General features: G+C 62.0%; 17 protein-coding genes. 9 read left to right on the top strand and 8 right to left on the bottom strand.

The window, feature by feature from the left end; translation table 11 throughout:
* The first annotated feature begins 15 nt into the window (after positions 1–15).
* Both QQF73_RS12775 and QQF73_RS12770 read left to right on the top strand, forming a co-directional pair.
* Positions 16–1,011 carry an ABC transporter permease gene (locus QQF73_RS12775; RefSeq protein WP_219867631.1) on the top strand — a complete coding sequence of 332 codons (996 nt, stop codon included), beginning with the start codon at positions 16–18 and terminating at the stop codon, positions 1,009–1,011.
* An 11-nt stretch (positions 1,012–1,022) separates the two neighbouring features.
* Positions 1,023–1,889, top strand: a complete 867-nt coding sequence (locus tag QQF73_RS12770) for an ABC transporter ATP-binding protein (RefSeq protein WP_219867630.1) — start codon at positions 1,023–1,025, stop codon at positions 1,887–1,889.
* A gap of 11 nt (positions 1,890–1,900) precedes the next feature.
* Here the strand turns inward: QQF73_RS12770 and QQF73_RS12765 are convergent, their stop codons facing one another.
* Positions 1,901–3,199 carry a nitrate- and nitrite sensing domain-containing protein gene (locus tag QQF73_RS12765; RefSeq protein ID WP_285368450.1) on the bottom strand — a complete coding sequence of 433 codons (1,299 nt, stop codon included), beginning with the start codon at positions 3,197–3,199 and terminating at the stop codon, positions 1,901–1,903.
* Positions 3,200–3,544: 345 nt separating this feature from the next.
* Here QQF73_RS12765 and QQF73_RS12760 point away from each other — a divergent pair, with 345 nt between their 5' ends.
* The 3 genes from QQF73_RS12760 (at position 3,545) to nirD (ending at position 7,844) form a co-directional block, all read left to right on the top strand.
* A complete protein-coding gene (locus QQF73_RS12760) occupies positions 3,545–4,777 on the top strand; it encodes an NAD(P)/FAD-dependent oxidoreductase (RefSeq protein ID WP_285368449.1) in 1,233 nt (410 codons plus the stop codon).
* Between the two features lie 28 nt (positions 4,778–4,805).
* Positions 4,806–7,313: a nitrite reductase large subunit NirB gene (nirB, locus tag QQF73_RS12755; protein WP_219867627.1), complete on the top strand. Its 2,508-nt coding sequence runs from the start codon at positions 4,806–4,808 to the stop codon at positions 7,311–7,313.
* 162 nt (positions 7,314–7,475) lie between these two features.
* Entirely contained in the window at positions 7,476–7,844 is a 369-nt protein-coding gene (gene nirD, locus QQF73_RS12750) for a nitrite reductase small subunit NirD (RefSeq protein WP_219867626.1), read from the top strand.
* 153 nt (positions 7,845–7,997) lie between these two features.
* Here the strand turns inward: nirD and QQF73_RS12745 are convergent, their stop codons facing one another.
* Positions 7,998–11,168 carry an efflux RND transporter permease subunit gene (locus tag QQF73_RS12745; protein WP_285368448.1) on the bottom strand — a complete coding sequence of 1,057 codons (3,171 nt, stop codon included), beginning with the start codon at positions 11,166–11,168 and terminating at the stop codon, positions 7,998–8,000.
* A complete protein-coding gene (locus QQF73_RS12740; protein ID WP_285368447.1) occupies positions 11,168–12,268 on the bottom strand; it encodes an efflux RND transporter periplasmic adaptor subunit in 1,101 nt (366 codons plus the stop codon). Before QQF73_RS12740 ends, QQF73_RS12745 begins: the two co-directional genes overlap by 1 nt.
* A gap of 162 nt (positions 12,269–12,430) precedes the next feature.
* On the opposite strand from QQF73_RS12740, the gene QQF73_RS12735 reads away from it, so the two are divergent.
* Positions 12,431–13,795 (top strand): WS/DGAT/MGAT family O-acyltransferase, encoded by a 1,365-nt coding sequence (locus QQF73_RS12735; RefSeq protein WP_285368446.1) that lies wholly within the window; start codon positions 12,431–12,433, stop codon positions 13,793–13,795.
* Here the strand turns inward: QQF73_RS12735 and QQF73_RS12730 are convergent, their stop codons facing one another.
* Together QQF73_RS12730 and QQF73_RS12725 are read right to left on the bottom strand one after the other, a co-directional pair.
* Positions 13,796–14,203 carry an NINE protein gene (locus QQF73_RS12730; RefSeq protein ID WP_219867623.1) on the bottom strand — a complete coding sequence of 136 codons (408 nt, stop codon included), beginning with the start codon at positions 14,201–14,203 and terminating at the stop codon, positions 13,796–13,798.
* Between the two features lie 258 nt (positions 14,204–14,461).
* The gene (locus tag QQF73_RS12725; RefSeq protein ID WP_219867622.1) at positions 14,462–15,568 is read right to left on the bottom strand and encodes an AraC family transcriptional regulator; all 1,107 of its coding nucleotides are present in this window, start codon (positions 15,566–15,568) and stop codon (positions 14,462–14,464) included.
* Between the two features lie 224 nt (positions 15,569–15,792).
* Between QQF73_RS12725 and QQF73_RS12720 the strand changes: the two genes are divergently transcribed.
* Entirely contained in the window at positions 15,793–16,698 is a 906-nt protein-coding gene (locus tag QQF73_RS12720; RefSeq protein WP_285368445.1) for a metal-dependent hydrolase, read from the top strand.
* Between the two features lie 47 nt (positions 16,699–16,745).
* Here the strand turns inward: QQF73_RS12720 and QQF73_RS12715 are convergent, their stop codons facing one another.
* The 3 genes from QQF73_RS12715 to QQF73_RS12705 all read right to left on the bottom strand — a co-directional run bounded on the left by QQF73_RS12715 (position 16,746) and on the right by QQF73_RS12705 (position 19,610).
* Positions 16,746–17,528 carry a class II glutamine amidotransferase gene (locus tag QQF73_RS12715; RefSeq protein WP_219867620.1) on the bottom strand — a complete coding sequence of 261 codons (783 nt, stop codon included), beginning with the start codon at positions 17,526–17,528 and terminating at the stop codon, positions 16,746–16,748.
* A 52-nt stretch (positions 17,529–17,580) separates the two neighbouring features.
* Positions 17,581–18,687 carry a GGDEF domain-containing protein gene (locus tag QQF73_RS12710; RefSeq protein WP_219867619.1) on the bottom strand — a complete coding sequence of 369 codons (1,107 nt, stop codon included), beginning with the start codon at positions 18,685–18,687 and terminating at the stop codon, positions 17,581–17,583.
* Between the two features lie 107 nt (positions 18,688–18,794).
* Entirely contained in the window at positions 18,795–19,610 is an 816-nt protein-coding gene (locus tag QQF73_RS12705) for an SDR family NAD(P)-dependent oxidoreductase (RefSeq protein ID WP_219867618.1), read from the bottom strand.
* Positions 19,611–19,679: 69 nt separating this feature from the next.
* On the opposite strand from QQF73_RS12705, the gene QQF73_RS12700 reads away from it, so the two are divergent.
* Together QQF73_RS12700 and QQF73_RS12695 are read left to right on the top strand one after the other, a co-directional pair.
* Complete coding sequence (locus tag QQF73_RS12700) at positions 19,680–20,270, top strand: NfeD family protein (protein ID WP_228743369.1); 591 nt, start codon at positions 19,680–19,682, stop codon at positions 20,268–20,270.
* A 2-nt stretch (positions 20,271–20,272) separates the two neighbouring features.
* Positions 20,273–21,307, top strand: a complete 1,035-nt coding sequence (locus QQF73_RS12695) for an SPFH domain-containing protein (protein WP_219867617.1) — start codon at positions 20,273–20,275, stop codon at positions 21,305–21,307.
* Positions 21,308–21,331: the final 24 nt, after the last annotated feature.

The raw sequence follows: 21,331 nt of genomic DNA, 5'->3' as shown, positions 1-21,331 counted from the left end.
ACCCAGGAGAACGACATGAGTACGTTAACCACCCCCACTTCCAGAACCGGCGCATCCGGCTGGCTGAAACTACTGGCTGACCGGTTTACCGGCGCCGAGCTGGCCCAGGGCGGCAAACAGCTGCTGCTGCCGACCATAGGCATTCTGATTTTTCTCGGCTTCTGGCATCTGGCCGCGCCCCAGGTGGACACATCCCTGGGCACCTTCCCCGGGCCCGCGCAGGTCTGGGAGCAGGGTGGACAGCTGTGGCAGGAACACGCGAACCAACGGGCACGGGCGGACCAGTTCGTGACCATGCAGGAGGAGCGCAACGCCCGGATCCTGGCCGACAACCCTGAAGCCGAGGTCAAAATCCGTGACTACCCCGGAGCTCCGACGTTTCTGGATCAAGTCGTCACCAGCCTCATTACCGTGCTGGCGGGCTTCATACTGGCCACGATCATTGCCGTACCCCTGGGCATCGTGTTCGGCCTGAACCGCTATTTCCAGGCTGCGGTCAATCCCCTGATCCAGATCTTCAAGCCGGTGTCGCCCCTGGCCTGGCTGCCGCTGGTCACCATGGTGGTATCCGCCACCTACGTCAGTGACGATCCGATGTTCGAAAAGTCGTTCCTGACCTCGATGATCACGGTGACCCTGTGCAGCCTGTGGCCCACCCTGATCAACACCAGCGTCGGCGTCGCGGCCGTGAATCCGGATCTGCTGAACGTATCCCGGGTGCTGCGGCTGTCGTTCTGGACCCACGTCCGGAGGGTCGTCCTGCCATCCTCGGTCCCGATGATCTTCACCGGCCTTCGGGTGTCCCTGGGCATTGCCTGGATGGTGTTGATTGCGGCCGAAATGCTGGCCCAGAGCCCGGGCCTGGGCAAATTCGTCTGGGACGAATTCCAGAATGGCAGCAGTCAGTCCCTGAGCCGGATCATGGTGGCGGTACTGGCCATCGGGTTTATCGGCTTCCTGCTGGATCGCATCATGCTGCTGATCCAGAAGAAAGTCGCCTGGAACGAATAACGGAGATGATCATGACTAAAGCGCATTTGGAACTGACCGGGGTCGAAATGGCCTTCGATACCCCGAAGGGCCCCTTTGTGGCCCTGGACAACGTCGGCCTGAAGATCAAGAAGGGCGAATTCGTGTCCCTGATTGGCCACTCGGGTTGCGGAAAATCCACGGTCCTGAACATCGTCGCCGGCCTGCTGCAGGCCACCAAGGGGGGCTGCGTGCTGGACGGCCATGAAGTCAATTCACCCGGCCCGGAACGGGCGGTGGTGTTCCAGAACCACGCACTGATGCCCTGGCTGACGGTGTACGAAAACGTGGAACTGGCGGTGCAGCAGGTGTTCCGAAAATCCATGGCGAAACAGGAACGCCGGGACTGGATCCATCACAACCTGGAACTGGTCAACATGGCCCACGCCGCCAACAAGCGGCCGGGGGAAATTTCCGGGGGTATGGCCCAGCGGGTGGGCATTGCCCGGGCCCTGGCCATGAAACCCAGCGTGTTGCTGATGGACGAGCCGTTCGGGGCGCTGGATGCCCTGACCCGGGCTCATCTGCAGGATTCGCTGATGGATATCCAGCAGGAGCTGAACAACACGGTGATCATGATTACCCACGACGTCGATGAGGCAGTACTGCTGTCTGATCGCATCATCATGATGACCAACGGCCCGGCGGCCACCGTTGGCGAGGATCTGCACATCGACCTGCCCCGACCCAGGAACCGTGTCACCCTGGCCGACGATCCGACCTACGTGCATTACCGGCAGGAGGTCCTGAAATTCCTTTACGAGAAGCAGCGCAAGCTGGAGCATATTGCGCCCCGACGAGGCAGCCAGCCTGCTGAGACAACCCCGGAGACGAACTCTGCCCAGGCCGCAAGGGCCTGAGCAGTTCCTCCTTACTTCAGAACATCGGCCATGGAGACCAGGGCCCGGGCTACCTCGGGCAGCTTCTTGCCCTGATCCATGGCCAGTTTCCGCAACACCCGGTGGGCCTCGTCGTTGTCGATCTTGCGATGATCCATCAGCAACAACACCGCCTTCTCCTGGGTTTTCCGGTCTTCCAGCGCTTCCTTGGCGCTCTGCAGTTCGTCATTCATCTGCTGAAGCCGGCGGGTCTGCTCCTGCACTAGGTCGAATATGGACCGACCAAACTGCTGACCCACCCCGTCACTGTTCCAGGATTCGCCCGCCCGGGCATCGTCGCCGGAATCGCACAACACCAGTAGCGGCTGGGAGGGCGTGTCCTGTTGGTCCAGTGAGGCGATCAGGGTTTCCTGATGCGCCAGGGAATTGCGCGCCTCGGCGAAACGTTCCACACAGCGGGTATGAAAGCTGCCTTCCACTGCATCTTCCACTGTCTTGAGCTCGTCCATACGCTCTGACATCAGCCTGAACCAGTGGTCCGCCAATTCCGGATCCAGCGACTTGTAACGCCCCACCGAACAGCCGAGCTGGCGCAACCGCTCGATCTCGACCTCGCGGTCATTCGCACGCAGGGTCTGCCACAATTCGCGACTCTGGTCGTCGGAGAAACTGACAAACACCTCAAAACAGCGCTCCTGCGCCTCAACAAGGTGCATCATGCGCTTCGATAGTGCGCCGTCAAAGCCGCCACTGGAAAATCCGGCGGACCCCACCGCCCGCTCCTGGCCACAGAATTCCTTACCGTTCATCAGATGCACCATCGCCACCAGCAAGCCGGCAATGGAGGGATCGACCGCGGTGTCCGCGGCCTCGAAAACCACGGTGATGAACTCGTGGATCAGACCGGAATAGGCTTCGGTGGCTTCCGCCGCGGACAAGCCCCGGCTTTCAACCCCCGCCCTCAGTGCCGGCAATTCCTCCAGCCCGTGCAGGGCGCTGGCGATGTGGTTCAGCAGGTGACTGCTGACCGGGTGGGCCGTCAGCTCCTCGTGCACTTCCGCCAGGGCCTGTTCGAAGATACCGGCCAAGCGCTCCGATTCGGCGATCGTTGCGCGCCGCTCGTTCACGAACTTCTCGCCCCCGGACCCGAGGAACACGTTGGACGCTCCCCGTTCCCGCTGCAGTCCGTGCACCAGATTGCTGATGCTCTGGACCACCTTGCCCATTTGCAGGAAATACTGAAGGTTCATCAACTCACACTGCCGCGAGGCAATCAGGTAATCCGCCGCAGAGGGCGGAGTGGGGGCTTGCTGCTTTCGACTGGTGTTCATGGCGTGACTCCCGGCACGTAGCCGTACTTTCTCGATACCGAATAACTCAGCAATTACCGCGCCAGCAAAAGCCTCAAAGTCGTGCAATCCGCCCCAGTACAGGGCAACCGATTCCGTGTTTCCCCGACCCTTCCGCCCCCATTAGTACGTATCCAACTGATTTTAATAGCCTTAAAAAAGTGGCACGAAGATCGCTTAGCCAAAACCAAGGACGAACGTCCCGGCCATGGATTGGGCCGGACCATCAGATCATAGTTGTTGGCATTGGCGCCGGACCATCGATTCCCCCACGGGGATGAGATGCTCCGGCTTTTTTTGTTTGTTCGGAAAGTAAGAGGAGCAGGTATGACCCGGAACAGGGAACGCACTCTGGTCGTCTGTGGCCATGGCATGGTGGCACAACGATTCCTGGAGGAGCTGGTGGCCCGGGATCCTGCGCCCCGTCTGAACATTGTTGTCTTCAACGGGGAATCCCGTCCGGCCTATAACCGGATCCAGCTGTCGGCACTGCTGAGTGGCGATGCCGACGAGGACAGCCTGACCCTCAAACCCGGGGACTGGTTCAGCCGCCACGGCATTCAGGTCCATGGCGGCGAGTCGGTCCGGGCCATCGACCGTCAGGGCCAAACCGTGACAACCACCACCGGGCGCGTCCAGCGGTACGACCGACTGGTGATCGCCACCGGATCCCGGCCCGGACAGCTCGGCATTCCCGGGGAGGACCTGCGCGGGGTTACCCAGTTTCGGGACTTCAATGACACCTGCCACCTGATTGAGCAGAGCCGGACCCGGCAACGGGCGGTGGTGGTAGGGGGCGGCTTTCTCGGTCTGGAGGCTGCCGCCGGCCTGCTGCGTCGGGGGGTAGCCGTGACCGTCCTTCATCGCAGCGGGCACCTGCTGAACAGGCAACTGGACCCCACCGGCGGCAACCTGCTCGCCGACGCCCTGACGTCTAAGGGCATGGACATTCTGACATCGACCGCTCCGGTCCAGTTTCTGGGTCGGGACAGCGTTCGGGCGGTGCAGCTGAACGATCAGACCGTCATCAGTACCGACCTGGTGGTCGTCGCCACCGGTATCGTGCCGAACCGGGAACTGGCGGAAGCGGCAGGCCTGGACTGTGGCCGTGGCATCCGGGTGAACCGGCAACTGCGCACCAGCGATCCAAACATCCATGCCCTGGGGGAATGCTGTGAGCTGGAGAGCGAGACCTTCGGCCTGGTTGAACCCGGATACCAGCAGGCCAGGGTGCTGGCCCAGGTACTTACCGATGAAACCAGCAGCGCCAGCTACCGGAGTTCGGTGCTCGCCACCCGACTCAAGATCAGCGACGTTCCGGTCTTCTCCTGCGGCCTGCAAGCCCCGGACGACAGCACCGAATCCCTGATCTGGCAGGACTTCGAAACCGGCGGTTACAGCCATCTGATGATCCGCGAGAACCGCCTGGTCGGCGCCATTCTGGTTGGCGACACCGGCCAGGGCCCCTGGTATCAGGAACTGATCACCGAGAACGCCAACATTGCCCGGTTCCGGGCGCAACTGCCCTTTGGCAGGCAATTTTGCGAGGTGGCGGCCTGAGCCGCCACCCAGGAGAGAGGACATACCCATGAGCAAGAAAACCCTGATCGTGATTGGCAATGGCATGGTGGGCCATCACTTCCTGGAACAATTCGTTGCCACCCCCTCGGCCTCCGACTACGAGATTATCGTCTTCGGTGAGGAGAAGCAGCTGGCCTATGACCGGGTCCACCTGTCCGAATACTTCGCCGGCTCGACCCACGCCGATCTCGCCATGGGGACTGCGGACTGGTACACCGAACAGGGCATCCAGCTGCGTCTGAACGAGGCGGTCACCAGCCTTGACCGTGACCAGCGCACAGTGACCACGCCCAAAGGGCAGTACCGTTACGACGAACTGGTGCTGGCCACCGGCTCCTACCCGTTCGTACCGCCCATCGAGGGTCGCGAGCACCCGCACTGTTTCGTGTACCGGACCCTTGAGGACCTGGACGCCATCCGGGCCAGTGCCCAGAGCGGCAAATCCGGCGTGGTGGTCGGCGGTGGCCTGCTCGGCCTCGAGGCCGCCAACGCCCTGAAAAGCCTCGGCCTGCAGGCGCATGTGGTGGAGTTCGCGCCCCGGCTGATGCCGGTGCAGCTGGATACCGACGGCGGCGCGCTGCTGCGCCACAAGATCGAAGAGCTCGGTGTGCAGGTTCATACCGAGAAAGCGACCACCGCCATCGTGGAAGGCGTGGATGCTCGCCTGCGCATGAACTTCAGCGATGACAGCCACCTCGAAACCGACCTGATCGTGTTCTCCGCCGGTATCCGCCCCCAGGACGCCCTGGCCCGGTCCAGCGGCCTGGAGATCGGTGAACGCGGTGGCATCGTCGTCAACGACCAGTGCACCACCTCGGATCCGCACATCCACGCCATCGGCGAGTGCGCCCTCTGGGACCAGCGGATCTTCGGCCTGGTCGCACCCGGCTATACCATGGCCCGCACCCTGGCCTCGGTGCTGAACGGCGATGCCGAGGCCGCTTTCACCGGCGCCGACATGAGCACCAAGCTCAAACTCCTTGGCGTGGATGTCGGCTCCATCGGCGATGCCCACGCCCAGACCCCAGGGGCGCGCAACATCCGCTTCAACGACGAACAGGCTGGGCATTACCGCCGCATGGTGATCAGCGAGGACGGCAAGACCCTGCTGGGCGCCATCCTGGTGGGCGACAACAGCCATTACGACACCCTGCTGCAGTACACCCTGAACGACATCACCCTGCCGGACAATCCGGAAACCCTGATCCTGCCGGAAAGCCAGGGCGGCGCCCCGGCATTGGGTCCGGATGCGTTACCGGAAACCGCGTCCATCTGCTCCTGCCACAACGTCAGCAAGGGTGACATCTGCGGCGCCATTGACGCTGGCTGCGGCGACCTTGGCAGCGTCAAGGCCGAAACCAAGGCCAGTACCGGCTGTGGTGGCTGCACCGCTCTGCTCAAGAATGTCGTCGACAGCGAACTGGAAAAACGCGGGGTCGAGGTCAGCAAGGATCTGTGCGAGCACTTCCCGTACAGCCGTCAGGAGCTCTTCCACCTCGTCAAGGTCAACGGCATTCGCACCTTCCGCACCCTGATCAGCCAGCACGGCAAGGGCCACGGCTGCGACATCTGCAAACCGACGGTGGCCTCCATCCTGGCCACCTGCTGGAACGACCACATTCTGGCCACCGACCACGTGCCACTGCAGGACACCAACGACACCTTCATGGCCAACATGCAGAAAAACGGCACCTACTCCATCGTGCCGCGCATCCCTGGCGGTGAAATCACCCCGGACAAGCTGATTGTCCTGGGCGAGGTGGCCAAGCAGTACAACCTGTACACCAAGATCACCGGCGGCCAGCGGGTCGACCTGTTCGGCGCCACCCTGAGCGAACTGCCGGAAATCTGGGAAAAACTCATCGCCGCCGGCTTCGAGACCGGTCACGCCTACGGCAAGTCCCTGCGGACGGTCAAATCCTGCGTCGGGAGCACCTGGTGCCGGTACGGCGTCCAGGACAGCGTGGGCATGGCCATCCTCCTGGAGAACCGCTACAAGGGCCTGCGCGCGCCGCACAAGGTCAAAATGGCGGTGTCCGGCTGCACCCGGGAGTGCGCCGAGGCCCAGAGCAAGGACTTCGGGGTCATTGCCACCGAGAACGGCTGGAACCTCTACGTCTGCGGCAACGGCGGCATGCGCCCGCGCCACGCCGACCTGTTTGCCACCGATCTGTCGGACGAGGAACTGATCCGGACCATCGACCGGGTGATCATGTTCTACGTGCGCACCGGCGACCGGCTGCAGCGCACCAGTGTCTGGATGGAAAACCTGGAGGGCGGCCTGGATTACCTGAAGCAGGTAGTACTGGAGGACAGCCTGGGGATCTGTGCGGAACTGGACGAGCACATGGACGGCATCGTCGACACCTACCAGTGCGAGTGGAAGACCGCGGTGGAGGATCCGGAGAAGCGCAAGCGGTTCCGGGAGTTTGTGAATGCGCCGGAGCAGAAGGACCCGGTGCAGCAGTGGACTACCGAACGGGATCAGCGGCGGCCGGTTTTGGAGTCAGCCTAGCCTGTTTTCTGGGTGCAGGAGCGCGGCGGCATGGGGATATTTTCCTCTGGGAAAAAGAACTCGCTGCGCTCAGACACCTTTTCCCCGGCGGAAAATATCCCCATGCCGCAGCACTCACTGAACTTTTGAAAACAGAAAGACAACGAATTAAGGAGGAAGACCATGAAAGCTCGGACCTGTTGGGACGCAGTTTGTACCGTTGAGGATCTGGTGCCGGAATCCGGTATTGCGGTCTGGACTGACGACGGACCGGTGGCGGTATTCTATCTGCCGCACCGGCTGCCCGCCCTGTTCGCCATCAGCCATACCGATCCGTTCAGCGGCACTAACGTTCTGGCCCGGGGCATTACCGGTGATCTGAAAGGCGAACCGGTGGTTGCCTCACCGCTCTACAAACAACACTTCAGCCTGGTAACCGGTCAGTGCCTGGAAGATGAAAACGTGTCGGTCAAAACCTATCCCGTGCTGTTGGACGGCGACAAAATCCGTCTGGAAGTGCCAATCGACCAGTCAGAATCCGCCGTAGCCTGAAAAGCGGTCTATCTGAGCAGCCGAACAAGCCGATTTGGGGGTACGGTGTCTTTTTTCTGCCAGGAAAAAGCTGTCTGAGCGCAGCGAGTTCTTTTTCCCAAAGAAAAAAGACACCGTACCCCCGAAGCGGCGATACCCCCCCAAAGAAGACCGCTACCGGCCAGCCCCCGAAGCAGCCTGCCAACGCTCCCGCCAGCCCAGAACAACAATGGTCAGCGCCGGCAGAAACGTCACCGTCACAATAGCCGCACCCACCAGGCCAAACAGCACAATCGCCCCCACACCACGATAGAGCTCCGTACCCTCGCCCGGCAGGAACACCAGGGGCGACAGGCCACACAGCGTGGTCAGGGTCGTCATGGCAATGGGGCGCAGGCGGGTGCGGACCGCATCCGTAACCGCGTCCACCACCGAGGCGTCCTTGTGGCGCAGGTTCTGGCGCGCCTGGTCCAGCACCAGAATCGGGTTATTCACCACCGTGCCCATCAGGATCAGGAAACCCAGCATGGTGATCATGTCAAAGGGCTGGCGCAGGGGCTGCAGGCCGATCAGGGGCAGCTGGCCCCCGACCAGGTTCATCAAGGCCAGGCCGACAATGCCGCCGGCGACGCCCAGGGGAATCGCGGTCAGGATCAGCAGGGGGAAGCCCCAGTGCGCAAAGATCGCCACCAGCACGAGGTAGACGATCGCTATGGCGATGATGAAGTTGCCGGCCAGGGCGTCACGGGTGGCGTTGAGCTGGTCACTGGCGCCGGAGATGTCGACGTTCACGCTGGCCGGCAGCGTGCCTTTCTCCCGCATCGCCTGCAGCAACTCGGTACGCACCCGTTCCACGCCGGCTTCCAGCGGGACATCCCCGGGTGGAATCACGTTGAGCGTGACCGTTCGCCGACCGTCCACCCGCCTGACCACACTGGTATCCACGGTTTCCTCGATGGCCGCCACACTGGACAGCGGCAGGGTGGCGCCTTCCGGAGTGTGCACCATGACATCCGGCAGCCGGGCGAGCTTTGAACCCCGGCCCTCTCGGCCGTACAGGTAGATATCGATCTTGTCGTCATCGAGGAAGAAATCGTCGATGTAACTGCCTTCCGTCAGCGACGCTACCGTGAAACCGATGGCTTCGGTATCCAGGCCCAGTTCGGCCGCCCGGTCCCAATCCGGGCGGATCTGGATCAGCGGCTGCGCCAGGGACAAGGTGGGCGGCTGGCTCTGGATCCGGGGGTTGTCGAAAATGGCCTCGGCCCGCCGGTAGGCGGCGTTGGCGGCCTGATAGACCGAGACCAGGTCCGGGCCGGAAATATCCAGATTGATGCTGCGGGTGCCGCCATCATTGCTGGAAATAATCGACCCCTTGGCGGCAAACGCGCGCATGCCCGGAAACTGCTCATAAACCCGGGTGATCTCGTCCATCAACGCCTCGATGTGCGTCGGCTCCAGGGTCTCCGCGATGATTCTCAGGCCGGTGGGCGTGATCTGCAGGTTCAGGTAGGCCATGGGTGGAACGCCGGTCTCGCCGGCTGCGTAGGCCGCGCCATCCGCATTCACATGGGGCAGGAAATGGTCCTCCACCTGCTGCCCGATCGCGGCCATTTCGTCCAGGTTGTAGCCGGGCGGTGCGCTCATGGCGGCAAAGGTCTTGGGTTCCTCGCCCTCAGGCAGGTACTCCGCCGGTGGCGTCAGGAACAGGATCACCCAGGCGCTGACCAGCACCGTCGTGGCGATCACCAGGATGCGGCGCATTGATCCGGCCACCAGCCAGCGCACGGCCGCCATCACGGTGGTGGCCCAGCCGCCGGCGGTCTCATTGCCGTACTGGTCGGTCTGGACCGATCCGCGGCCAAAATCGAGCCGGGCACACAGGGTCGGGATCACCGTGATGGCCACCAGCATGGACGCCAGGATGGCGGCCGAAATGGCGATGGCGACGTCGGAATACAGCTGCCCAGCTTCCTCTTGAATAAACAGGATCGGCAGGAAGACCAGTATGGTGGTGGCGGTCGAGGCCAGCACCGCCGGCCAGACTTCCTTCACGCCCTTGAGCGCCGACTCGAAACGATCCAGGCCCAACCGTCGATGCCGTTCGATGTTCTCCAGCACCACGATGCTGTTGTCCACCGTCATACCGATGGCGAAGGCAATGCCCGCCAGCGAGATCACGTTGATGGTGCGACCGGTGATCAGCAGGCCGAGGAAGGCTGCGATGGCACACAGGGGGACCCCGCACACGCCGGCCAGGGTGGCCCGTCCGGAACGAAGAAACAGGTACATGACCAGGGTGGCGAACACCGCGCCTATGCCCAGGTTGGTCCAGACGTTGGCGACGGATGCCTCGACGTAGCGGGCATCGTCGGCCGTCAGTTCCAGGACCAGACCCGCCGGCCGGAGGACCTCCTCGTTGATGACCGCCACCTCGTTCATCATCGCGTGCTTGATGTCGATAACGTTGGAGCCGCTTTCGCGCCGGACCTGCAGACCAATCACCCGGCGGCCATTGATCTTCGCCAGTTGCCGGATGCGCGAGTGCCCGGGCTCGATCCGGGCAACGTCCGCCAACCGCACCACACTGTCACCCGTGCGCCGCACCACCAGCCGTTCAAGCGCCTCGATATCGTCGAAGCGGCCGACGGTGCGCAGCAGGTAGCGGCGCTTGCCGGACTCGATTTCGCCACCGGAGATGTCCCGGTTGCGGTCGGTAACCGCATCGCGCAGCTCCACCAGGCTCAGGCCACGCTGGGCCAGCGCCGACGCGTCGACAATGATCTGCAGCTGCCGATCGGCGCCACCACCGACTTCCACCTCGGACACCCCGGGTACGCTTTCCATCCGGGGGCGCACCCGGTCTTCAATGAAATCGCGCATCAGCTCGATGTCCAGCTCCCGCGGGTTGCCTTCCAGGGTCGAGACGCGCAGGTACATGAACGAATTGGAGGAGAAGGAGGCGGCTACAATGCGCGGTTCATCCACGTTTCGGGGGTAATCAGGAACCTGGCTGAGGGCATTGTTGATCTGAATGAGGGTTTCGGTGATGTCGACACCGAACGGAAACTCCAGCTCGATCTCCGCATAGCCACTCTCGGAGGTCGCCATCATCCGGCTCAGGTTCGGCACATTGCGCAGGTAACGCTCCTGCTCGATCAGGATCTCTTTCTCGATGTCCTGGGGCGTGGCGCCCGGCCAACGGGTTTCCACGGTCACGGTACGGACTTCCAGGTCCGGGATCATCTGCACCGGTATCCGGAACGCAGCCGCCGTCCCGAGAATTGCCACAATCAGCGCGATAACCGCAACGAGGGTGCCGTGTCGGATGATGCCGGCAAACATCAACGCGCCTCCCGCTCGGCAATCCGGACGGTGATGCCCTCACTGAGCGACTCGTTGCCCCGGACCACGACCTGCTCACCGCCGCTAAGGCCATCGGTCACCTCGACCCGCCCCTTGAAGGCGGTCCCCAGGCGGATTCGTTTCTCACTCACGGTGTAGGTTCCACCCTCGGCGGCCCGGGCGATCCAGACCGTCACCCGGCCCTCCGGGTAGCGATTGATCGCGTCCCGAGAAACGGTCAACCCTTCTTTGCCGGTGCTGACCCGAAGGACGGCCTGCACCGCCATGCCAGGCCAGAACCCGGCGCCTTCCGGCTGCAGCGCCCGAAGCAGGAAGGTTCTGGACTGCGGGTCGGTTACCGGAACCCGGACGTTGATGGTCGCCTGAGCAAGGTCGGAACCCTGCCGCACAAGCAGCTGCGAGCGCTCATCCAGCCGGTTGAAATAGTCCTGGGGTACCTGGAAATCCAGCCGAAGGTTGGTGGTATCCACCAGCCGGAGCAGTTCGTCGCCCGGGGTCACCCACTCGCCCAGGTCACTGCTGCGCTCGCTGATGACGCCGTCAAAGGGCGCCCGGACGTGATGCCGACGGACCCGAACCTCCATCTGGTTGAGTACGGCGTGAAGCCGCGCAAGGGCAGCGCGGGCCGCCACCACTTCACTCTCGCGGCTTCGAACCTCGGTGGCGGCAATGTTCCGTCCGGCCCCCACCGAGCGGGCTTCCCTGAGCCGCCGCTCCGCTTCCGCCAGAAACGCCCGGGCCTGATCGGATTCGGCCCTGGCGGCCGCCAGTTCGTAGACGGCCTGCTCGTCATCGAGCTCGACCAGCACATCATCCCGGGCTACCCGGTCACCGGTTTCAACCCGCACCGAATCCAGCAGCCCGGCCACCGCCGGCGAGATTGAGGACACCCGCAACGGGTTCACGGTGCCGTTGAGCGACACCTCCTGGATGATGGCTTCCCGGGACACGGTTTCGAGCCGCACCCCGGGCGCCTGCTGCGCCGCGGCCATTGCCGCTACCTGCAGCATCAGCAACAATACCCCGCAGCGGGCACCCCTGAGGGCAGTACTGGTTTTCTGTCCTCCCGCTTCGCGCACCCGCAAACCTCCGATCTGGTTGATAGCCTGAATCAAAGACTACGAAATGAACCTTAGACCAGACCTGACCGTCGGCAACCCCCGAATTCGCGAATGGGTCAATTAAGGCCGCTGGTAATTACGCTACTATCTGCGCATACGACCAATAAAAAGGATGGCAGCGTGAAACCCCTGAGCCCCACCGACCAGCTGTTTCTCTGGCTTGAAAAACGGCAGCAACCCATGCATGTGGGTGGCCTGCAGCTGTTTTCGTTTCCAGACGACGCCCCGGATGATTACGTCGCCCAACTGGCCGAACAATTGCGCCAACACTCCCAGGTAACGGCGCCCTTTGACCGGCGGCTGGACACCCGACTGGCACAACCGGTGTGGGTACACGACGAACACCTGGATCTGGAACACCATTTTCGCTTCGAGGCGCTGCCCACGCCCGGGCGAATCCGGGAACTGCTGACCTTTGTCTCCGCCGAGCATTCACACCTGATGGACCGGGAGCGCCCGCTCTGGGAGTTTCATCTGATCGAGGGGCTGAGGGATCGGCAGTTCGCGCTCTACATCAAGGTTCACCATGCGCTGATGGACGGGGTTTCTGCCATGCGCATGGGCCAGCGCATGCTGAGCACGGATCCCTCAGAACGGAACATGCCACCGATCTGGGATCTGCCGCTGGGCGGCCGCGGGGAGACCGATGACCGGGCAACACTCTGGCGCAGCATTGCCCACCTGCTGGGAGAATCCGGGAAACAGTTGGGGACGTTACCGACGGTGGCACGGGAAATCCTGCGCACGGTGAATGAGGCCCGCAAGAATCCAGCCTACGACTCCATCTTCCACGCACCACGCAGCATCCTGAACCAGAAAATCACCGGCTCCCGTCGTTTCGCGGCACAGTCTTACGGTATGGAGCGCATTCGTCAGGTCTGCCAGGCGTTTGGCGCGACCGTGAACGATGTGGTGATGGCGATGTGTGCCAGTGCGCTGCGTACCTACCTGATGAACCAGGATGCCCTGCCTGACAAGCCGCTGATCGCCATGGTGCCGGTTTCCCTGCACCGCGACGACAGTGCCGAAGGCAACCAGGTCGGCATTATCCTGGCGTCCCTGGGCACCGATCTGATCGATCCGGTGGCCCGACTGATGCACATTCATCAGGACGTCAAGCTGGCCAAGGACCGCTACGCCAAGATGTCCTCGGAGGAGGTCATCAATTACACCGCGCTGATCCTGGCGCCGGCGGCGTTCCACCTCCTCACCGGGATGGCGCCGAAATGGCAGACCTTCAACGTGGTTATCTCCAACGTTCCCGGGCCCAAAGAGACCCGCTACTGGAACGGTGCCCGGCTGGAAGGCATGTATCCGGTGTCGATCGCCATGGACCGACTGGCCTTGAACATGACCCTGACCAGCTACCGTGACCAGGTCGAGTTCGGCCTGATCGGCTGCCGCCGTACCCTGCCAAGCCTGCAACGCATGCTCGACTACCTGGAGGACGGCCTGGTGGAACTGGAGCGGGCGGCCTCCATCTGATCAGTCGAACCGATGCTCCCGGTTGCGTTCGGAAATCTGGTCGTTCAGGGTCCAGAAATCGTAGAGCACACCCAACAGGAACAGGCCGCCGGTGAGCAGGTAGATGATGCCGCTGATCCATTTACCCATGTACATCCGGTGCAGGCCGAATACGCCGGTGAAGGTCAGCAGCAGCCAGCCAATGTTGTAGCTGACCTCGCCCTCGCGGAACCGGAAGTCCGCCTCCCGGTCCATGGACGGGATCAGGAACAGGTCGATGATCCAGCCGATGAAGAGCAGGCCCAGGGTAAAGAACCAGATGGTGCCGGTGATGGGTTTGCCGTAGTAGAAACGGTGGGAACCGAGGAATCCAAAGATCCAGAGGAGGTAACCGAAGAGTTTGCTGTGGGTGTCAGTTCTGGTTTCCATGATGCTTTCCTTCTGGCTTCCATTGATGGTTCGACTGCGGACCTGGCCTTTGGGGTTTGGTGGCTGGCCCGGGGGCTGGATTATTTTTCCCTTGGAAAAAAACAACTCGCTGCGCTCAGACATCTTTTTCCTGGCGGGAAAAATAATCCAACCCCCGCCCGTCAAACAATAAGGGCATAGTCCCTGAATTCAAAAAATAAACATCCACCCTGCGACCACACGTCCAACCAGGCAGCCCCAAGAACCGAATTCCCAACCTCAGGGCCCCACCTCCGGCGCCGGATCCGGCCCGTCCTCCCGAAACTCGCTGGCAGACTTGCCGGTCCACTTGCGGAACGCCCGGCTGAAATTGGACAGGTCCGCGTAGCCCAGTTCGTAGGCAATTTCGCTGACCGACTGATTGGTATAACGCAGCAGCTGGATGGCCCGGTCCTTGAGCACCGCCTCGACGATTTCCCGGTAGTGGGTGTCCTTTTCCGCCAGCCGCCGCTTAAGGGTCCGGGACGAGACGCAGAAGCGCTCGGCCATGACCTCCAGTGACGGCAGGGGGCCCGGCATCATCCTCAGCATGTTGCGGATGGCCAGGGAGATGTCGCCCTGCTCCTTGAGGGCTTTCTGCAACTCGAATTCACACTGCTCGCGGGCCATCTCCGAGGCGTCCGCATCGGCCAGGCGCATGCGAACCTCCAGCAATTGCCGGGGGAAGACCAGCATTTCCTCCGGCTGACCGTACTGGAACTGGACCGGAAACTGGTCGGCAAACCGTCGATAATAAGGCGGCTCCGGCGCGCTCAGGCGCACGGTGACACCCGGCAGTTTTCCCTGCTCGAGGGCGAACCCCTTGCCCTGGGCATCGTCGCGGTCGAGCAGCTGTTCGGTCAGGAGAATCAGGGTGGCGCTGACGGTTTCGGCCAGAAACGGGTAGAGCTCCGGCACGTCGAACTCGGTGCACAACTGCACCAATACCCGCTCGCCAGCCAGGGACTGCTTCATGCTCAGAAACGGCGCGCGCAACTGCAGGTATCGGTGCACCGAATCCAGCGCACCCTCAAAGGTGGGGCTGGTGAGGGCGGCAAAACCGAGCGTTCCGTGAATGGTCAGACGCAACTCGCGGGCGAGGGCGAAGCTCAGGCCGTCCGGCCCCGCCAGATCGAGGGCACGTTGTGCCATCAGGATCGCGTCGGTCACAAACACCCGGCTGTCGTTGGCTTTGAGGTCATCGGCGGTAAAGTTGAGGCCCTCGTAGAGCTTCCGATCATTGTGGCCGAGCTGCCGGACCGTTTCCGCCAGTACCCGCATGTAGACACCGGGCACCAGGAACAGCCCCAGCGTCCGCAGCTCGTTTTCCGGTCCGGTTGTTGCCATACAAGATCCTTTAGGGAAGGTTTCGAAACGCGACACCCCGACTCTATCAGAAGGTCCCCGGCGCCACAGTGGGGCGGGGGGCAGGTATGGTTCCGTCAACATAGTCAATCGTCACACCTGCTCTGGCCCATCCTGAACGATGGCCGTCCCTTTCGCGCATTCCGTCCCGGCGTTGACTCTCCCACACTTGAGCCATGCCATCAGCCAAAGTGAGGAGTACACAGATGCTGAGCACGAAAACATCGGAAAAACGGGCAGCAGCCGTCCACAAGGGGTCCAACACCCCCGACAACGTCACCATCAGGCCCCAGCGCATGGGCTTTGAATTCGACGTTCGAGTGCCCCGGTACTGGGTCGACAACAACTACCTGATCAGTCACACCATGAACGCCCTGTCGGTCCTGTTTCCCGAGGGCGAGCAGTTCTTCGTGGATTCCGTGCGTGCGTTCCGAAGCCAGATCCAGGACCCCAGGCTCAAGGACGAGGTCCGGGGGTTCATCGGACAGGAAGCCATGCATTCCCTGGAACACATTGCCATGAACCGGCATGTGCGAGACCAGGGCATGCCGGTCGAAGCCATGGAGAAAGATCTCAAGGTACTGCTCGATGTGGTCCGCCTGCTGCCCAAACGCCATCAGTTGGCAGTCACCTGCGCCCTTGAGCACATCACCGCGATGATGGCCGACATGCTGCTGGAACGGGACGACGTGCGTGAAGACATGGACGAGAGCATGCGTCCACTCTGGGTCTGGCACGCCATTGAGGAGACCGAGCACAAGGCCGTGGCCTTTGACGTGTTCCAGCAGGCCGGCGGTACCTACGCCGAACGCGTGGTTTACCAGCTGGTGAGTACCGGCGTGCTGGGCGTGGTAGCGACCTGGTTCACCGGGCGGATGATGCTCAACGATCGCGGGAATTTCTCGGTGAGGGCGGCGGCTACGGGGATGTGGCGCATGTGGGGCATAAACGGCTCTTTCTCCAGCCTGATTCCGGCGTGGCTGGAGTACTTCAAACCGGGTTTTCACCCCTGGGACAAGGACAACAGTGACCTGATTGCCCGGTTCAAGGAGGAGATCCAGCAGTACATCGCGCCCGAGTACCAGAACGGCAATCGCCGAACTCTGCAGTAACGCCGCTCAGGGCGGCGATTCGGACGTCCGGAACCGGGTGGCAAAGGTCATCCGGCTTCGTCCTTCCCGGACATGACGACCTCGCCCTTGCGCCACAGGCGCCATTCACCGGGCCGGTAGATGTCCCAGACCTCGTCCGTTGTCAGCGGTTCGGTAACAATCACGCTGACCACATCATCGGGCGTGGTTTCGGATTCGAAGTCGACGATGACATCGGCATCTTTCAGCCTCGCCGGTCCGAACGGGGCTCGGCGGGTGATGCTCGCCATCTTCGTGCTGCAGAAGGTGAACAGCCAGTCGCCGTTACTGAGCAGGAGATTGAACACCCCCGCACGCGCATAGCCCTGTGCCAGTGCCACCAGATGCGCGACGATGGTTTCCGTTGGGGTATCACGGCCACAGTCACGCCGGAGGTGATTGAGAATATCGCAGAACAGCGACTCGCTGTCGGTGCTGCCGACCGGTTCGTAGAAACCCGGAGTCGGCCGGAATCCCGAGATCTGGCCATTATGGGCGAATACCCAGTAGCGGCCCCAGAGCTCTCTCTGAAACGGGTGTGTGTTGGCCAGACAGATTGCACCGACATTCGCCTGTCGGATATGGCAAATGGCCACCTCGCTCTTGATCGGGGTGGTCTGGACCACTTCGGCGATGCGGGAGTTGGCACTGGCATCGACATCGTGGAACGCCCGCACCCCTTTGCCCTCATAAAACGCCACACCCCAGCCGTCCTTGTGGGGCCCGGTATCACCACCGCGACGGGTCAGACCGGTGAAGCTGAAACAGAGATCCGTGGGCGTATTGGCACTCATGGCCAGGAGTTCGCACATGACGGGCATTCGTTCCTTGCGGGAAATGGCTCATGACCCAAGGGTACCGGATTTAACTGGCCCGACCAGAGAGAATTTCACGCGGTATCTGCGACGCCACGCCATCGGGGCGGGCGACGCAGTTACGGCCGGACCGTTTACCGGAATACAGGCCGCGATCGGCCATGCAGAACAGGGTCTGGACGTCCCGGCCATCCGCCGGCCACTGGGCAATGCCAAACGAGGCCGTAACCCTGATGTGAACCTCGCCGTAGGTCAGGTCCCGTTCAGCAATACGCTGGCGTAGCTCGTCCATCAATTCGAACGCCACCGCCGGCTTCACGTCCCGCAGGATCAGGCCGAACTCCTCACCGCCCAGCCGCCCGACCGAATCCGTGGTCCGTAGACGCTCGGTCAGGCGCCGTCCGATGCTTTTCAGCACCTGGTCGCCGGCATCGTGGCCCAGGGTGTCGTTAACAACCTTGAAGTGGTCGATATCCATGATCACCAGTGCAAATTCGGTACCGCTGCGTGCGCTTTCGGCGATGGTACGGTTCAGGATGCCCTGGAATTTGCTGCGGTTGGCCAGCCCGGTCAGGGCATCGGTTTCCGCCATATCCACCAGGCGCTGTTCGGCTTCTTCCCGCCAGATTTCATAGACGTGTATGAACGCCAGCATGAGTACACCGCAGAGCATCATATTCAGGAGGTCAATCAGCATTTCCGGGCTGCCGACCCTGCCAAGGTGCAGGTAGTAGACAACTCCGCCCAGAAGCATGAACGGCACACTCAGCAGCATACCCTCGCGTTTGCCCAGCAGCAGATACGCCAGCACCGGAATCATCAGGACCCAGACAAACGCCGACACCGAAGCCTGCGGCAGCAGCATGATGATCATGAAGAACGAAAACAGGGTAATCAGGTAGGCGTAGGTCCAGTGCTGGAGGTGCGGTGTGGCACGCAATCTGCCCACGCCAAAGAACAGGAGCGCACTGGCAAAGAGTTCCATGGCACCCACCCACCAGTACCCGTTCAATACCTGGAGGCAGGCAAACACAACCAGAGATGAACCGGTGACCGCGAACAGGAGTCGCATGATCGACCGGCGATGGCTTTCCCTGAGGCCAGAACGACTCCGCTCCAGAGTCGCCCCCAGATCCGTATGGAGAGGCGTGTTCATGCTGGATTCTTTCCCTGAATGAACCCCAAGTATAGGACCTGCCTCGACTGTATGTAAAATGTACAGCAGGTGTTACCCCTTTCCACCTGCCGCCATTCTGTTATGCCTCAGACATACAGGTTCTTGCGGGAGAAGCGCTCAACCAGCGGCTGATACGCGGCGCCCAGCAATCGATTGATGGCCTCGATGCCCCAGGCATCCGGGCCGACCAGAATGCGCGACTCGTCCCGGAGTATGCCTTTGACGATGATTTCCGCCGCCTTTTCCGGCGTGGTCATCGCCAGTTTGTCGAAACCCTTGCGCTGGGCGGCCGCGTTCTCCGATTTGCCCATGCGGGCGGCGTTCGCGATGTTGGTGCGGATACCTCCCGGGTGTACGCAGCTGACGGCAACCGGCTGATTCTCCAGTTTCATCTCCTGGCGCAACGCTTCGGTGAAGCCGCGAACCGCGAATTTGGCGGCGTTGTAGGCGCTCTGCTTGGGTACACCGATCAGGCCGAAGACACTGGAAATGTTCACCACATGGCCCTCGCCGGAGGCAATCAGATGCGGCAGGAAGGCCCGCGTGCCATGGGCGACCCCCCAGAAATCAATATCCATGACCCACTTGAAGTCTTCATCGGTCATCTCGCGAACGCTGGCGGAGAGGGCCACGCCGGCGTTGTTGACCACGAGATTGACCTGTCCGAAATCCTTTGCCACCGCGGCGGCGTGGGCATAAATGGCGTCCCGGTCCGACACATCAAGGTGGTAGCTCTTCACCTCGGTACCCTTGAGCGCGTCCACCGTCTCCGCCAGCCCGGACTCGTTGACATCGGATACGGCCAGACGGCACCCGCGCTTCGCCAGCGCCAACGCCAGTGCCCGCCCAATACCGGAGCCTGCGCCAGTAACCACTGCAACCTTGTTGTTCAGATCCTTCATGGCCACACGACCTCTTGTTGTTGAATGTCCTGGAAAGCCATCACTTTAACAGCTGCCCCGGTGCCGGATATGGCTGCAGTCGACATCTCACTCAGGCATTACGGCCACCCTGAGACGCGCCCGCCGGATTTGGGTACAATCGATCTCCGCTGGCGGGCAACCGCCGCCCCGATCACCACTATGGAACAATGGAAGTCGTATATGGAATGGAGCCTTACGCATTTCTGGCTGATCCTCGCCCTGGTTCTGAGCCTGGCCGAGCTCACCTCCGGCGTCCTGCTGTTGCTGGCACTGGGTGTAGCGGCGGCACTGACCTCACTGCTGGCGTTCTTTGGTGCGTCCTTCGAATGGCAACTGGTCGGCATGGGCGTTTTTTCCGGCCTTCTGGTTCCGATCGCAATACGCTGGATCCGGCCCCGGTTTTCCCCACGGGGGGTCGCCTACGGCACCACCGGCACCGGTGTTGAACATGGCCAGCGCTATCGCATCCTGAAACGGGATTTTGACGGCGCCTGCGGCATCAAGGTGAACGGTGACTTTTATCGGCTGAGAGTCGAGAGCACCGGCACCTCCGAGCTTCCCGAAGGCACCGAGGTTATCTTTAAGCAATTTGACGGCACCACCGCCGTCGTCGAAACGATCACTCACACGGAGCAGTAAACATGGAACCGTTCATCACACCGGGGCTGGTTCTCAGCCTGGTTTTCGTTGTAATCGGCATTTTTATCATCGCCAAAGGCCTGGTGATTGTCCGTCAATCCGAGGTGATGGTTATTGAGCGCCTCGGGTCCTTCAACCGGGTCCTCGAAAGCGGCGTCAACATCATCATTCCGTTCATCGAGCGGCCGCGCCCGATTACCATGATCCGCTACATGCGCGTGGGCGAGGAATACCACCCGGTCACCACCGACGAGACCCGCATTGATCGCCGTGAAACGGTCATGGACTTCCCCGGCCAGCCGGTCGTCACCACCGACAACGTGACCGTGAAGATCAACGGAGCCCTGTATTACCAGATTATTGATCCACGCCGGGCGGTGTACGAAGTCGCCAACATGAGCCAGGCGGTGGAAGTCCTGGCCAAGACCACACTGCGCTCGGTGGTCGGCAAGATGGAGCTGGACAAACTGTTTGAATCCCGCAGCGAGGTGAACAACGCCATCCAGGCGGAGATGGAAGAGCCAGCCTCCAAGTGGGGCGTGAAGCTGACCCGGGTCGAGGTCCAGGACATCAGCATGCCCGAAGAGGTTGAGGAGGCCATGCGCCTGCAGATGGCCGCCGAGCGGAAGCGCCGGGCCACGGTCACCGAGGCCGAGGGCGAGAAATCCGCTGCCATCGCCATGGCCCAGGGGCAGCGGGAATCCGCCATCCTCAACGCCCAGGGCGACAAGGAATCGGCGATTCTGCGCGCCCAGGGCGAGCAGGAGTCCATTCGCCTGGTACTCAGCGCCATGGGCGACTCCGAAGAGAACAAACAGACCGTCATCGGCTACCTGCTGGGCCAAAGCTACATCAAGGTCCTGCCGACGATGGCGAAAGACGGTGAACGGGTCTTCGTTCCCTACGAATCGTCAGCGCTGCTTGGCTCCATGGGTATGTTCCGGGAACTGGCAGGCAGCCCCGAAGACGCAGTCCGCCAGGCGTTACGCCGTGACGGCCTGAAGGGCGGTCTGGTGGGCTCCGCCGCCGACGCCTGAAGGCAACCAACCGCCTCCCGGAGC

The sequence above is a fragment of the Marinobacter albus genome, from assembly GCF_030238305.1.
Lineage (GTDB): Bacteria > Pseudomonadota > Gammaproteobacteria > Pseudomonadales > Oleiphilaceae > Marinobacter > Marinobacter albus.
Note: the sequence above shows the minus strand (reverse complement) of the source record. Positions and strands in the feature narration are given on the sequence as shown.

What these genes read in the sequence shown, in the direction of transcription:
- QQF73_RS12710 (WP_219867619.1), bottom strand. Translation starts at nt 18,687, where the DNA reads ATGAACACGCCTCTCCATACGGATCTGGGGGCGACTCTGGAGCGGAGT.
- QQF73_RS12770 (WP_219867630.1), top strand. Translation starts at nt 1,023, where the DNA reads ATGACTAAAGCGCATTTGGAACTGACCGGGGTCGAAATGGCCTTCGAT.
- QQF73_RS12765 (WP_285368450.1), bottom strand. Translation starts at nt 3,199, where the DNA reads ATGAACACCAGTCGAAAGCAGCAAGCCCCCACTCCGCCCTCTGCGGCG.
- QQF73_RS12730 (WP_219867623.1), bottom strand. Translation starts at nt 14,203, where the DNA reads ATGGAAACCAGAACTGACACCCACAGCAAACTCTTCGGTTACCTCCTC.
- QQF73_RS12695 (WP_219867617.1), top strand. Translation starts at nt 20,273, where the DNA reads ATGGAACCGTTCATCACACCGGGGCTGGTTCTCAGCCTGGTTTTCGTT.
- QQF73_RS12775 (WP_219867631.1), top strand. Translation starts at nt 16, where the DNA reads ATGAGTACGTTAACCACCCCCACTTCCAGAACCGGCGCATCCGGCTGG.
- QQF73_RS12725 (WP_219867622.1), bottom strand. Translation starts at nt 15,568, where the DNA reads ATGGCAACAACCGGACCGGAAAACGAGCTGCGGACGCTGGGGCTGTTC.
- QQF73_RS12700 (WP_228743369.1), top strand. Translation starts at nt 19,680, where the DNA reads ATGGCTGCAGTCGACATCTCACTCAGGCATTACGGCCACCCTGAGACG.
- QQF73_RS12705 (WP_219867618.1), bottom strand. Translation starts at nt 19,610, where the DNA reads ATGAAGGATCTGAACAACAAGGTTGCAGTGGTTACTGGCGCAGGCTCC.
- nirB (WP_219867627.1), top strand. Translation starts at nt 4,806, where the DNA reads ATGAGCAAGAAAACCCTGATCGTGATTGGCAATGGCATGGTGGGCCAT.
- QQF73_RS12720 (WP_285368445.1), top strand. Translation starts at nt 15,793, where the DNA reads ATGCTGAGCACGAAAACATCGGAAAAACGGGCAGCAGCCGTCCACAAG.
- QQF73_RS12715 (WP_219867620.1), bottom strand. Translation starts at nt 17,528, where the DNA reads ATGTGCGAACTCCTGGCCATGAGTGCCAATACGCCCACGGATCTCTGT.
- QQF73_RS12745 (WP_285368448.1), bottom strand. Translation starts at nt 11,168, where the DNA reads ATGTTTGCCGGCATCATCCGACACGGCACCCTCGTTGCGGTTATCGCG.
- QQF73_RS12760 (WP_285368449.1), top strand. Translation starts at nt 3,545, where the DNA reads ATGACCCGGAACAGGGAACGCACTCTGGTCGTCTGTGGCCATGGCATG.
- nirD (WP_219867626.1), top strand. Translation starts at nt 7,476, where the DNA reads ATGAAAGCTCGGACCTGTTGGGACGCAGTTTGTACCGTTGAGGATCTG.